The organism is Bradyrhizobium cedriense (assembly GCF_054602315.1).
Genome location: NZ_JBTSWB010000001.1, coordinates 137,678 through 151,321 on the forward strand (window position 1 = coordinate 137,678; position 13,644 = coordinate 151,321).

Sequence of the window (13,644 nt, forward strand, 5' to 3'; positions counted from 1 at the left end):
CCGGCGCGATCGCTCCGGCCGCTCTTCTCTCCACATTGGGAACGCTGTGTGTCTTCCTGGCTCGACTACACGATCAACGGGCTGATCGTCGGCAATGTCTACGCGCTCGTCGCGGTGGGGCTCGCGCTGATCTTCGGCGTCAGTCGGCTGATCAACTTCGCGCAAGGCTCGATCTATCTGGTCGGCGCCTATATCGGCTGGGTCGCGGTGGTCCAGCTGCACACGCCGCTTCCGCTCACCATCATCCTGGTGGCGGCGTCCGCCGCGGCGGTCGGCTTGATCATCGAGCGGTTCGGCTTACGTCCGCTCCAGAACTCGGTGCGCATCGCACCGTTGCTCGCGACGATCGGCATCAGCTTCGTGCTCGATCAGCTGGTGATGCTGATCTTCTCGCCCAATCCGCGCGCGCTGCCGAGTCAGCTGCCTGACGTCCGCTTCCAGCTCGGTGGCGGCACGATCGGGCCGCTTGATCTCTTGATCGCTGGCGTCGGGCTCACCAGCGCGCTGCTGCTGTTCGTGTTCCTGCGCTACACCAAGCTCGGCTGGGCCGTGCGCGCCACCGCGCAGGATCGCGACGCGGCGATGCAGATGGGCGTCGACGTCAACCGCGTCAATCAGGCGGTGTTCGGCATCGCGGCTGCGCTCGGCGGCGTCTCCGGCATGCTGGTCGGCATGTACTACAACCAGATCGACACGGCGATGAGCCTACAGGCGACGCTGAAGGGCGTCGTCGCTGAAGTCGTCGGCGGCGCCGGCAACGTGCCGGGCGCGGTGATCGGCAGCCTGCTGCTGGGACTGGTGGAGAGCTATGGCGTTGCCGTGTTCGGCACCAGCTACCGCAATCTGTTCGCGTTCCTGCTGTTGGTCCTGGTACTCGTGCTGCGGCCGAACGGCCTGCTCGTCAGCGCCCGGCAGGCCCCGCCGGAGCCGCTCACCGGAACCTTCATCGCGCCGAGCCGACCGGTGCGCATTCCGCGCTTGGCCCTGCTGATCGCGGCTGCCGCCTTCGCAATCCTGCCGTTCTTCCCGGTGTCCTTCTACGTGCTCCAGACCCTGATCAATGCCTGGCTGCTCGGCATGCTCGCCCTCAGCCTGACATTGGTTGCGGGCACGATGGGGCAGGTTTCGCTCGGTCACGCCGCGCTGCTCGCGATCGGCGCCTATACATCCGCGCTGCTGTCGCTGACGCTCTCCGTCCCGGTCGGCCTCGCCGTCATCGGCGGTGGCCTGATGAGCGCTGCGCTCGGCACGCTCCTGATCTCGCCGTCGTTCCGCCTGCGCGGGCACTACGTCTCGATCGCCACCCTCGCCATCGGCGAGATCGTGGCACTGGCGATCTTGAACTGGGAAAGCGTCACCCGCGGTCCGATCGGCATCTCCGGCATTCCGCCGCTGTCGCTGTTCGGCCACGACCTGATCAGCCCGTCATCGGTCTACTGGTTTAGTCTCGCCGTGATGATCGTGCTGGCGCTGCTCCAAGGGCGGCTGCTCGGCTCGCATCTCGGCCGCAGCTTTCGTGCCATCCGCGACGACGACATCGCGGCGCGCGCCTATGGGCTCAGCCTGAACCGCTACAAGTCGCTGGCCTTCATCTTCGGCGGTTTCGCCGCCGGCGTCAGCGGCGGCATCGCCGCGCATCTCTATTCCTACATCAATCACGAGACCTTCAACACGCAGCAATCCATCCTGGCGCTGACGGTCGTCATCCTCGGCGGCCTGGGCAACGTCGTCGGCGCGATCGTCGGAGCGGTCGCGCTGGTCGGCCTGCCCGAAGTCTTCCGCATCGCGGCCGAGTACCGCATCCTGATCTACGGCATCGTGCTGCTGCTCCTCGTGCGGTTCAGGCCGCAGGGCCTGCTGGGGACGATCTGATGGCGGAGCAGCACGCGGCCCTGTTGTCCCTGCGCGGCCTGACGCGCCGCTTCGGCGGCGTCACCGCCGTCGACACCATTGATCTCGACCTCGCCAAGGGCGAGCTCATTAGCATCATTGGCCCGAACGGCGCCGGCAAGACCACGTTGTTCAATCTCGTGACAGGGCTCGACCGGCCCGACGCCGGTACTGCCGCCTTCGAAGGTCGGGACATCACGGGGCTCTCGCCGGAGCGGCTTGCTGCCCAGGGCATTGCGCGCACCTTCCAGCTCGGCCGCGTGTTCGGCAATCTCAGCGTGATAGACAATGTCCTGATCGGCGCGCACACCCGTCTGCGTGCGGTGAAGCCGGCGGTGCCGGTGATCGGTCCGCTCCTGGAGCTGGGGCTGGCGCTGCTGCGGCCCGCCAGTGTCAAGGCGGAAGAAGAGCGGTTACGCGAGGAGGTGAAAGCCATACTCGCGCGCTTCGGCGAGCGGCTCCTGCCGCGGATCGACCAGCCGGCCTATAGCCTTTCCTACGCCAACCGCCGCCGCGTCGAGATCGCGCGGGCGCTGGCGCTGAAGCCGCGGCTCTTGCTGCTGGATGAACCGACCGCCGGCATGAACCCGACCGAAACCGCGGAGATGCAGGGCCTCGTCGCCGAGCTGAAGGCGGAAGGGCTGACCATTCTCCTGATCGAGCACAAGCTGGAAATGGTGATGCGCCTGTCTGACCGCGTCATCGTCATGGACGAAGGCAGGAAGATCGCCGAAGGCCGAGGCGAGGAGGTCCGGAGTGATCCCAAGGTGATCGAGGCCTATCTCGGCCACGGGCTGACGGCAGCGTCCGAGCAGGAGAGCGCGGCATGACGAATCCTTCGCCCGAACCGCTGCTGGCCTTGTCCAACATCAACACCTTCTACGGGCAGGCCCAGGTGCATTTCGACCTGTCGATAACGGTCGCACGCGGCCACATCGTCTGCCTGCTCGGCGGCAATGCCAGTGGCAAGTCGACGACGATGAAGATCATTCTGGGTCTGGTGAAGCCGCGCTCGGGCGAAGTGACGTTCGACGGCGCCTCACTGATCGGCCTCTCCACGCCACAGATCGTCCGCCGTGGCATCGCCTCGGTGCCGGAGGCGCGGCGGCTGTTCGCGGACATGAGCGTGCGCGAGAACATCCTGATGGGCGCCTTCGTGCGCAACGACCGCGATGCTGTCGCGCAGGATCTCGACAGGATGCTGACGCTGTTCCCGAAACTGGGCCAGCGGCTGTCGCAGCGCGCCGGCTCGCTCTCCGGCGGCGAACAGCAGATGGTGGCCATGGCGCGCGCGCTGATGAGCCGCCCCCGCATGATCGTGATGGACGAGCCGACCATGGGCCTCTCGCCGCTCTATGTCGATCGCGTGCTGGAGCTGATCCGCACCATCAACAAGGAGGGCGTCTCGGTGTTCATGGTCGAGCAGAACGCCAGCCTTGCGCTCGAGATCGCGCATGAAGCCTACGTGCTCCAGACCGGCAGGATCGTGCTCTCCGGCCCGGCGCGGGTTCTGAAGGACGATCCCCGCGTGCGTGACGCGTATCTCGGAGGTTCGGAGGCCGCGTAACGCGTTCGTCGGAGACGACGGGATCAGAGCGAAGCCATGCCATGCGCCGGCTCGGCCGGCAGATCATCGCCATTGGGATCGCCCGGGGCTGTGGCCCAGGCCAGCTCCACCAGCGTCACGATCCTGCGTCCACCGCCGTCGAGCTGGCAGACGATCAGGCCCTGCTCCTCCATGTAGCCGAGCAGCCGCTGCGCCCGGCGCAGCGAATGCGAGCCGTAGGCCCGCGCGATCGCGGCGTCGCCGGGACACGGCCAGCCTTCCTTCGCTGCGCGCGCGATCATCATGAACACGCCCTGCATGTCGTCGGGCAAGATGGATGCGCGCAGCGAGACGTCCTGCCAGGCATCGTCTTCGGTATGCTCGGCGCCAAGCCCGGCGCGCGCGCGCGTCAGCATGCGGCGGAATTCATTGAGGTCGGGCACGGCCGAACCGAGGCCCTCGATGCGGCAGCGAACCACGAACTCCTGATAGAGCACGCCGACGGCGCGGAAGCCGGCGTCGGGCTCGGCGAGCACGGCACGCAGCGTACGATCCACGCGCTCGCGCCGCTCCGCGAGCTCCTCGGCGCTGACCGGCACCTCGATCACCTTGGGCCGGATCTCCGGCGCGGCGGCCTTCGCGGCGCGGAGCTGCTCGAGCAGGTCCGGCGCCGGCCGTCGCTGCGGCCGGCTGGCGTCGGGCGGCGGCGCGGCCAGGATCACGGCGCGCATATCCTCGAGCGCGGCCTCCGGCATCGGCATCAGCCGCGGCGTGGAATTGCGCGGGCTGGTGTCCGTCGGGCCGATGTTCAGCCGCAAAGGACGGCGCGACAGCGCAGGACCCAGCGCCATGAACTGGCCGCGTTCGAGGTCGCGAAAGGCTTCGGCTTGGCGCCGTTCCATGCCGAGCAGATCGGCGGCGCGCGCCATGTCGATGTCGAGGAAGGTCCGGCCCATCAGGAAGTTGGAAGCTTCCGCCGCGACGTTCTTGGCGAGCTTCGCCAGGCGCTGGGTCGCCATGATGCCGGCGAGCCCGCGCTTGCGGCCGCGGCACATCAGGTTGGTCATGGCGCCGAGCGACAGTTTTCGGGCCTCGTCCGAGACTTCGCCGGCCACTGCGGGCGCGAACAGCTGCGCCTCGTCGACGACGACGAGCATCGGGTACCAGTGGTCGCGGTCGACGTCGAACAGGCCGCCGAGGAACGCCGCGGCGCGCCGCATCTGATTCTCGGCGTCCAGCCCTTCGAGATTGAGCACGGTGGAGACCCGATGCAGCCTGGCGCGCTCGCCCGCGACCTGAAGGCCGCGCTCGGTGTGATCCTCGGCCTCGATCACCAGATGGCCGAAGCGCTCGGCCAGCGTGACGAAATCGCCTTCGGGATCGATGATGGCCTGCTGCACCCAGGGCGCGCTCTGTTCCAGGAGCCGCCGCAACAGATGCGACTTGCCGGAGCCCGAATTGCCCTGCACCAGGAGGCGGGTTGCCAGCAGTTCCTCGAGGTCCATGGCCGCCGCGGCGCCTGCCGTGGTCTGCCCCATCTCGATCGCAACCGTCATGTCCCCGACTCAAGTCCCCGCCATTCGCGGACAGGGGCTTATCAACCTGGTCGGGGCGCGTCGAGCGCTACAGTGCGAATCATGTCGCGTTGCCCACGGCGGCGTTCAGGCGTGGTTCGACTGCCGTAGAAGTGCGGGCCGATAGGGAGGCTGCGGATCGTCGTCCTCGTTCTCGGGAATCGCGCATGAGCCGAATTCCTGCCGGATCTGCGCGATCTCGGCAATGCGCTCGTGCAGCCGTTGCAGGTGCGCTGGCGATGTCGCCCGCCAGAATCGGAAGGTATCGGCTGTGACTGGCACGAAAGCGGTGCCGAACGGCGTCGGCTCGGGAACGATGGTGCGTCCAAGCAGCAGGAACCGCTCTCTGCCTGATACGATGAGCGTGGCATAACCGCGATTTCCAATCCGCCTGATGCCGTTCAGCGACCATTCGGCGAGCTTGCTGAAATACGGCTCCTCGCGCCAGCGATCGGGGCAATCGTCATCGACCGTGACGTTGACCGCATCCTGGCTGAAGTGCACCACGAGGCCTGCACGCTCGGGGAACCAATCATCGTCGAGATGGCCTTGCAGCCAGGCGCAGGTGAAAGATCGGCACATCTGCGGACGGCGGTCGTAAATGGTGCATCCCGTACCTGCCTGCCAATGCCTGCAGAGCTGGTTCACCGGCTTTTCGACGGCGGCCACTTCGAGGATATCGCAGCAGGCGTTGCACGATCCGCATTGCCGGGCGGGCCGCGCCGATCTCGGCAGGCCGGTGGCGCGGAAGCCCCGTCCGTCGCGGACGAGCAGCTTCTGCTTCTCCAGCGCGGACAACGCCCGCTCGATCTTGAGACGGGACAGTCCGGTGGCGTCGATCACGCCCTTCATCGTCGTCGCGCCTGCCTCCACCGCGCGGACGACGCTCAGCATCGCCTGATCCATTGTTATTGTTCTTGTTCTCTCGGTCGTGCATTGCCATCACGCCGGAACAACAGGCCGGCAGCAAACAGGTCTGAGACACCTGACTTAGAAAGATATCTTGCTCAGGTCGTCCGCCGCAGCAAGGAGCAGGACTTGTTCTGGGCGCATGCAACGCTTGCGCGAATGGAGGGCTCGCACGTGAGGGAGGGCACCATCGCGTCGAATCCACACGCTTTGCTTGCGAAGCGCTGCGATGTGACGGACGGCATCCCGTCGTCTCACGCAGTCGTGATATCGGTGGGTCCGCGTCGGCGCGATGTGACAGCGATCCCGTTAGCGGGGAATAGCGACGGCTGTTGAGTCTGCGCCACAGCGGGAACAGCGCCAGCGCCGCTGGTGCGAGCGGCGGCACAGGTGGCGCGATCACGCTCATTGCGGTCACCGGCCTGATCTGAATCCAATCGTTCTGGAGCGCATGAGGGCCGAGGTCTGAAACAGACGGCTGCGCGCCAGGTCCGCCCTGCACAAGCGTCTCGTTCAGATACGAATCGGCTTTGCGCGGCATCAATGTGGAATACACACCAGGCTGGCATCCTTGCTCCGTGGCAACAGCGTGGACGGTCTCATGGTCAGCAGGCGAAGTTTGATGGCGGGTCTCGCCTGCTCGAGCATGATGCGGCCGCAGTCATCGCGCGCGGCGACCGCCGCCACCTACGAAGACGCTGTACGCGCCACCTGGGCTCCGTTGCGCCCGGAGGGCGGCCTGCACGAGATCGTCCGTTATGCAACGCTGGCGGCCAACAGTCACAATACCCAGCCGTGGCGCTTCACCCTGACTCCGCGCAGCATTTCCATCGCGCCGGACGTCTCGCGTCGCTGTCCGGTGGTCGATCCAGACGATCACCATGTGTTCGTCAGCCTCGGATGCGCGGCCGAGAACCTGACTCATGCGGCGCTGGCCATGGGGTTGCGGCCGGCATTGCGCTTCGAAGCCGGTGCCGTCACGGCGGAATTCGAGAGCGCCGCGATCGAGCGCTCGGCCCTGTTCGCGGCGATCCCGCACCGGCAGTCGACTCGTGCGCCCTATGATGGTCAGCCTGTTTCCGGCGATGTGCTGCGTGAACTGCAGCGGGCGGGCACCGGCGACGGCGTCGCGGTCCTTCTCCTCACCGACCGCAAGCAGATGGCGGAGATTGCGGATTACGTGGTCGAAGGCAACACGAGCCAGATGCGCGACCGGAGATTCATGGACGAACTCGAAACCTGGATCCGCTTCAACGAGGGTGAGGCCGTCGCAACGATGGACGGCCTGTTCTCGCGCGCTTCGGGCAATCCGGCGCTGCCGCGCTGGCTGGCGCGCCAGCTGATGCCGTTCGTATTCACCGAGCGCGGCGAGAACGACAGGTATCGCGCCTGCATCGAAAGTTCGGCGGGTGTCGCGGTGTTCGTCGCCGAGCGCGACGACGCCGCGCACTGGATCGAGGTGGGCCGTGCCTGCCAGCGTTTTGCCTTGCAGGCCACGGCGGTCGGTCTCAAATATGCTTTCGTCAACCAGCCGGTCGAGATTGCGCGCCTTCGCCGGCAGCTCGCCGCCTATCTCGGCCTGGGCGCGCGCCTGCCGGATCTCGTGGTGCGTTTCGGTGCCGGGCCGGAGCTGCCGAAATCACTGCGCCGGCCCGTGGCGCAAGTGATCGCGTGAGACGAGTCACTTCCGCAGCGGGATGCGCTACTGCGCGCCGGATCCACCCTGCACGATCCTCTCGTTCAGCTTCTGGTCCACGGTGTCGACGGTGCGGTCGATCTCGGCGTTCGGCATGCCGAACTGATGCGAGATCAGCTTCACCAGGAGATCAACGCGCTCGATGAAGGGCGCGCCGCTCGCAACCGCGCGCGCCGCCGAAGACGGCTTGAGCAGGCTTTCGGCAGCCTTGGCATATTTTGCGAACGGTACCTGGTCCTGCGGATCGGCGCCGAGCCGGCGGGCGATCGCATCGACATGGTCGTAGATCGTCTGCGAACGCGTGAGGTCGCCGTGCACGGCATCGCGGATCGACTGCGGTTCGTTGGGCGTGATGCAGCGGTAGTTGCCGGTCAGCAGCATGGACCATTTCGCCAGCGGCACGAACAGCGAGTCGAACACTTTCAGCTTCACCGGCACGTCATGGCCGTCGAGCGTCACCGCGTCGATGTCGGCTTCGAGCTCGCGCAGCAGCTTGTTGTGCTTCTCATCAGCGAAGACCGATGCCTTGAAGTTGGTGGGCAGGCCGACATGAAGCACGTTGGCGGCCTCTTCCGGCGGACGGAACGCCTGCGGGTCGGGCGAGCACAGCGTCACCAGACCCGGCTCGAACCGCTCCCACACCTGCGCATTGGTGTAGGCTTCTTCGAGATCCATGTCGGCGAGTGCCGGAATCCGCTTCAGATAGGGCAGCGGCGGCATGTTCATGATCGACAGGCACGGCAACTTCGCCGCTGCGATCTTGACCATGAGAACGCGCACCGTGTGGTTGGTGTATTGCGGCTCCTGCATTGCGAGGCCGACCAGATCGTAGCGGGAGAGGTCGACATTGGCAGGCGTGATCGCATCGAGCTTGCCGGGGAGATCGCGAGAGAAGATCGCCCGGTGGACTGCCTCGTCGCGCAACTTGATCCGCACCTCGGTACCGTCCCGGTTGATCAGCTCCGCCGTCCTGGCGCGGCAGACCACGGTCACGTTATGCCCCGCCATCAGCAGCTTTGTGCCAAGCAGCGAGCCGTAAGAAGCCCCGAGAATCAATATGTTGCGCGCCATGCTCCGTCCCTTTGGAAAATGTGTTGTGAGCCCCGGCCCAACATCCGGGAGCGAATTGGCGCCATGTAAAGCGAAGTGCCGCGCGATGGCAACTGGGATAATGCATGCCAGCGGCTGGGCGAACTTCAATTCACCGCCCGCCCCGGCGCTTGCCGCCTTACTGGATCTGCTTCCGCCCCATGGGGCAACGCGTCGGGGCAGGGTCGTCGCCTTGCCAATCCGCTTCTGCGAAAGATTTTCATTTTACCGAAATCGGAAATATCGCATGTTTCGCCCGTCCCGTCATGACCTTGAAGGCGAACTCGTCACGTGTCGCGGATCGATGGCGCCTTTTTGTTTCGCGAGTTGGGGGGCCAGCTGAAGGAGCAGACGCGCGCTCGACGAAACCCTTAGAAGCCTTCTAACTAGGGAAACAGTCCGGATTTGCTTCGCGGCGCACGCAATACCTGCTCTGAAAGAGCTGGCTCATTCCAATCGCGGAAGGACCAGGTGCGCGTCTCGCAACGATTCTTCCGCTGCGAGACCATCCGCAAGTCTTGCGTCGTCATCCCAGGCTGTGTGGCTGCCCTCGAGGCGTCCGCCTCACCGCTGGCTCGCTGCGCGCGCTGGGTCGAGATGCTGCTCGATCTTGGGGCGGTCACGCGTGCGCTCGAAACTGGTGCACAGCAATTCGGTCTCCTCGAGCGAGATCGGAGCACGATAGAGCCGGCACATGAATTCGGCGGTAGCACGTCCCTTGACGGTCCCCGGGCCGCGCTCCGCGAGGAACATGCAATCCCGGCAGATGCTGGCATCGAGCCGCTGATGGGCCGCATCGAGGTGATTGAGGACCTCACGGAGAGAGTCGCGCAGCCTGATGCACTCGTCGGTGCCGAGCGCCGTGACGGCGTTCACGACGTGGTTGATCGGGTCGTGCTGGCTAAGGCATTTCTCGCCCTGGGCGGTGACGTGCAGGACGACGGAACGCTTGTCTTCCTGCGACGGCTTTCGTACCAGAAAGGACTTGCTCTCCAGAGTCTTCACGATCTGCGATGCAGTCGCTCGCGTCGCGCCGATGAAGCCGGCCAGCGCGGACGGAGTGCGCGAAAACCTGTTGGCGCGGCCAAGGAAGCGCAGCGCCATCCACTCCCGATCACGCAATCCATGCTGATTGCCTTCGAAATACCAGGCCCTCGCCGCCTGAACCAGCAGCTCGACGGCTTCCCGCGCCAATGGCATGGATCTACCTCGTCCCCGGAACTTCGTCGGTGGCGTCCCGAAGCCGTCTTGCGCCCTGAGCGTCCGACCGGCGTGTCGCGTCGAACTCTCGCTCAAACGCACGGACCGTAACGCGCCGGCTTTGGGCCGATGGGCATCGCGTCATCCGCAGCGAGAGGCTATGGCGCCGATGGCATGCCAGCAGCATCGCCATCGCGGGGGAGCCCGGGTCGCCGTCGCCGGAAGACGGTGGATCGGAGTAGCTCAACCGAAGCCCCCAAAAGTTCAAGTCACAAGCAGACGTTTCTTGTATCCGCGGAAACGATGAATGAGCTTCTCAACAAAATCAAGTCAAGACGCTCGTGGAGACTGGATGTCGTCGCAGCCGAACGTGACGTTCAAGACAATCTCACTCTCTCGGACACATGAAGGTGAGCGCAAACTCTCTGTCTGCGCGCGACGTGCCTCAGCTCTACGACGGTTTGATTTCATGGCATGTTGCTGTCCGCCGTTGACGCAAACTGATCGAAGCTTGTGCATGACCACGGTGTGTGTCGGCACGTCATCCACAACTTGTGCGTTCTGCCCAAGAATCCTCAGGGGAATTCACAGGAATTACCCGCAATGGTTGCTTCGGCCGTGAGCGCAGGATTGTCTGTCCGATAGCGCCCGGGAGCGCGATCTCACCCGAACCGGGATGCGTTCACGACGGAAGTCGGCGGCGAATCTGCGCGCATGCACGGGAAGCGTAGCGACATGCGCAATCTCCTGTCGATAACCACGGGCCGGACGGGTGACAGGCTTGTATCGTACGCCTTCGCACCCGCTCCACCCGCTAGTCGCCCTTGAGCATGTCCCGGAGTTCGCGGAACGGATCTGCGCTCGGGGGGGCCGAAGCGCCTTGGCGCATCGCGCTGTAGATTCTCGGAACCATGTCGACCGCTTGATCGAGGCTCGAATCACGTCCCGACTGATATCCGCCCATCAGGCGGAGGTCGCGCGTGTCCTCGTATTTCGCGATCATGGCGCGCAGCTTGCTCACCAATTCGCGCTCCTCGGGATCCCAGACGTTGTGGGCGAGGCGCGAGACCGAGGCCAGCACGTCCACGGCCGGATAGCGCGCCTGGTCGGCAATGTGCCTGGAGAGCACGATGTGCCCGTCGAGTGTGCTGCGGATGGTGTCCGCGATCGGCTCGTTGTGATCGTCGCCGTCAACCAGCACGGAGAAAATCCCGGTTATCGTGCCAGATCCCTCCTCACCGGGACCGGCGCGCTCCAGGAGGCGCGGCAGATCGGTGAAGACCGTCGGCGCGTAGCCGCGCGCGACCGCGGGCTCCCCGGCAGCGAGCGCCACCTCGCGAGCGGCATGAGCGAAACGGGTGATCGAATCGACCATCAGCAGCACCGATTCGCCCCGATCGCGAAAATATTCGGCGACCGCCATGGCCGTTTTCGGCGCCAGCCGCCGCATCATCGGGCTCTCGTCCCCCGTCGACACGATCGTGACGGCGCGATGACGGTCGATGCCCAGCACGTCCTCGATGAACTCGCGCACCTCGCGGCCGCGCTCGCCGACCAGCGCCAGGACGACGGTGTCAAAACCCTGGCTGCGGGCGAGCATCGCCAGCAGCGTGGATTTGCCGACGCCGGAGCCGGCGAAGATGCCGACGCGTTGGCCGGCGCAGATCGGCGAAAACAGGTCGATGACGCGTACGCCGGTGCGCAGCGGCTTGTGTACGCGAGCGCGCTTCATGGCTGACGGCGCCTCCGCTTCCGCCGAGACCGCCTGGGCTCCCTGGGTGAGGGGGCCCTGTCCGTCCAGCGGCTCGCCGAGGGCGTTGATGACGCGGCCCTTCCAGCCAGCATCTGGCGCGAAGGACAGAGGCGGCATCCGGTAGGCGACCGAGCCGAGGCCGCCGGCAAATTGCCGGTCGAACGGCTTGGCAACGATGCCGTCGCTGTCGATCCGCACCACCTCGCCGATCTGGCGCTTGCCGGCCGAATTGACGCCGATGAGCTCGCCGAGCCTGACGAAGCGCGACAGGCCGGAGACGCGGAAATGCGTCGGCGCGATCTCGGAGATCGCGCCGCTGACGCTTGCCAGGGGAGTGCTCTGCTGAAGCTCCAGCAGCGCCCACTCGAGTTGCCGAAGAGCGTTCAAGGAAACCGTCCAACCTCAATCTCAATGCGCGCGAGGCGCAGTCTACTTGCCGGGTTCGCCGAGAGTCCGGATCGCGTTCTGGAGCGAGCTCTCGGTGCCCTCGATCATCGAATTGGTGCCGTCGAAGGCGCGGGAAGCCGAGATCAGCCGCGTCAATTCGAGCATCGGATTTGCGCCGGAGCCCTCGACATAGCCCTGCTTGAAGCCGTCCCGGGAGAAATCGGCGATGACGGTCGCGGGCCGGTCGGGCGTCACCCCGGAATTGCCGTAGCGTTCGAGATTGGCGTCGGCTGGAATGTTGAACAGGCCGATGGTGCCGATCTCGTTGTTGTCCTGGGTGATCGCGCCGCTGCGCGCGATCGATATCGGTCCGCCGTTCGGGTCGAGCGTGATCTGCGCACCGCCGGAATCGACGACGGGGAAGCCGCTCACGGTCTGAAGGTCGCCGTTGGGGGCGATCTGAAGGCGGCCGTCGCGCGTGTAGACGGTGCCGTTCGGACCGGCGAAGGCGATCCAGCCCTGTCCGACCACGGCGACGTCGAGCGGGTTGCCGCTCTCGGTGATGTTGCCAATCTCGCGCGAGATGATGTTGTCGCCGGGCGAGGAGAACGCCACCGGGGTCGGCCCCGCCTTGGACAGCACTGTCTCGAACTTCACCACGTCGGTGCGGAACGCCGCCGTGTTGACGTTGGCGACGTTGTTGGCGATCGTCTGGAGGCGCTTTTCGAGAGCGACCTGCGCCGACAATCCCACATAGAGGGCGGATTGCATGACTTACCTGTTGAACTTGATGTTCTGAAGCGTCGTGAGCATGTTGGTATCCATGCTGATCGTCGTCGACGCGCCGGCGATCAGGACCAGCGCGGGATTGGTCGAGGGGGCGTTCTGGGTCTGGGTCGCATCCCACATCGCGGCGAAACGCTGCACAAATTTAGTAACCTTGGCCGGGTCCTGGAAATCGACGAGATCGATCTTGTCCGTGATCATCTTGGCCTGGGCATCGATGTCGGACGAACTGATCGTCGACGGCCAGCCCATTGCAGTCTGCACTACCTGCGTCAACGCCTTGTCGGCGAGGATCTGGTAGGAGGTCGTGATCGTGGAAGCCTTGCGGGCGAAGTAGAGCGCCAATCGCAGGCCTTCGTTCTGATCGCCGGCCTTCTCCTCCATCGTCTGGGTGACGTATTGGCTCGCCGTGCCGGTCGTGGCCGCGGCGGCCTGGGTTGCCTTGTCGCCGAGGGCGGCGAAGTTGAAGGCGGCGGCAAACTGCCGGTAGCGAGTGTCGGTCAGCTTGTTGGCGAAGGCGTCCTTGTTTGCAATGCCCTCGGTCAGCACCTTGCGCATGAATGCCTTGGCATAGGTCATGTCGCTGAGGCCGTAGGCCTTCATCGCGTAGGAATATAGACGATAGTCCTTCAGGAAATCGTCGATGGTCTTCACGTTGCCGATGTGGCTGAGGAAATAGTCGGTCTCGCGGCTGACGTCCGGCTGCTTCGCGACCTGCGTCAGCGACCTGCCCATGTCCTTCGTCAGTCTGGTGTAATCCGCGATGGTGGATAGCATGACGCGCGCCCCTCTGGTCGCTGTTGCGGCTTCGTCT

At 65.3% G+C, this 13,644-nt stretch carries 11 protein-coding genes; 4 read left to right on the plus strand and 7 right to left on the minus strand.

The window, feature by feature from the left end; translation table 11 throughout:
* Positions 1-48 precede the first annotated feature (48 nt).
* Genes ACYCVF_RS00680 through ACYCVF_RS00690 form a run of 3 tightly spaced genes read left to right on the plus strand, consistent with a single transcriptional unit; the run spans position 49 to position 3,457 of the window.
* Complete coding sequence (locus tag ACYCVF_RS00680; RefSeq protein WP_459596599.1) at positions 49-1,872, plus strand: ABC transporter permease; 1,824 nt, start codon at positions 49-51, stop codon at positions 1,870-1,872.
* Positions 1,872-2,720: an ABC transporter ATP-binding protein gene (locus ACYCVF_RS00685; protein WP_459596600.1), complete on the plus strand. Its 849-nt coding sequence runs from the start codon at positions 1,872-1,874 to the stop codon at positions 2,718-2,720. Before ACYCVF_RS00680 ends, ACYCVF_RS00685 begins: the two co-directional genes overlap by 1 nt.
* Entirely contained in the window at positions 2,717-3,457 is a 741-nt protein-coding gene (locus ACYCVF_RS00690; RefSeq protein WP_459596601.1) for an ABC transporter ATP-binding protein, read from the plus strand. The genes ACYCVF_RS00685 and ACYCVF_RS00690 overlap by 4 nt, the downstream gene beginning before the upstream one ends.
* A gap of 23 nt (positions 3,458-3,480) precedes the next feature.
* Here ACYCVF_RS00690 and ACYCVF_RS00695 read toward each other — a convergent pair whose 3' ends face one another.
* Positions 3,481-4,992 carry a helicase HerA domain-containing protein gene (locus tag ACYCVF_RS00695; protein ID WP_459596602.1) on the minus strand — a complete coding sequence of 504 codons (1,512 nt, stop codon included), beginning with the start codon at positions 4,990-4,992 and terminating at the stop codon, positions 3,481-3,483.
* A 105-nt stretch (positions 4,993-5,097) separates the two neighbouring features.
* Positions 5,098-5,916: a CxxCxxCC domain-containing protein gene (locus ACYCVF_RS00700; RefSeq protein ID WP_459596603.1), complete on the minus strand. Its 819-nt coding sequence runs from the start codon at positions 5,914-5,916 to the stop codon at positions 5,098-5,100.
* 625 nt (positions 5,917-6,541) lie between these two features.
* On the opposite strand from ACYCVF_RS00700, the gene ACYCVF_RS00705 reads away from it, so the two are divergent.
* Positions 6,542-7,594 (plus strand): Acg family FMN-binding oxidoreductase, encoded by a 1,053-nt coding sequence (locus ACYCVF_RS00705; protein ID WP_459596604.1) that lies wholly within the window; start codon positions 6,542-6,544, stop codon positions 7,592-7,594.
* 27 nt (positions 7,595-7,621) lie between these two features.
* On the opposite strand, the gene ACYCVF_RS00710 is transcribed toward ACYCVF_RS00705, so the two are convergent.
* The 5 genes from ACYCVF_RS00710 to ACYCVF_RS00730 form a co-directional block, all read right to left on the minus strand.
* Positions 7,622-8,686 (minus strand): ketopantoate reductase family protein, encoded by a 1,065-nt coding sequence (locus tag ACYCVF_RS00710; RefSeq protein ID WP_459596605.1) that lies wholly within the window; start codon positions 8,684-8,686, stop codon positions 7,622-7,624.
* A 582-nt stretch (positions 8,687-9,268) separates the two neighbouring features.
* Complete coding sequence (locus ACYCVF_RS00715; protein WP_459596606.1) at positions 9,269-9,904, minus strand: MarR family winged helix-turn-helix transcriptional regulator; 636 nt, start codon at positions 9,902-9,904, stop codon at positions 9,269-9,271.
* 814 nt (positions 9,905-10,718) lie between these two features.
* Positions 10,719-12,044, minus strand: a complete 1,326-nt coding sequence (gene fliI / locus ACYCVF_RS00720) for a flagellar protein export ATPase FliI (protein WP_459596607.1) — start codon at positions 12,042-12,044, stop codon at positions 10,719-10,721.
* Positions 12,045-12,086: 42 nt separating this feature from the next.
* Complete coding sequence (flgF, locus tag ACYCVF_RS00725; protein ID WP_459596608.1) at positions 12,087-12,815, minus strand: flagellar basal-body rod protein FlgF; 729 nt, start codon at positions 12,813-12,815, stop codon at positions 12,087-12,089.
* Positions 12,816-12,818: 3 nt separating this feature from the next.
* Positions 12,819-13,607, minus strand: coding sequence for a DUF1217 domain-containing protein (locus tag ACYCVF_RS00730; RefSeq protein ID WP_459596610.1), 789 nt, complete (start codon positions 13,605-13,607; stop codon positions 12,819-12,821).
* Positions 13,608-13,644: the final 37 nt, after the last annotated feature.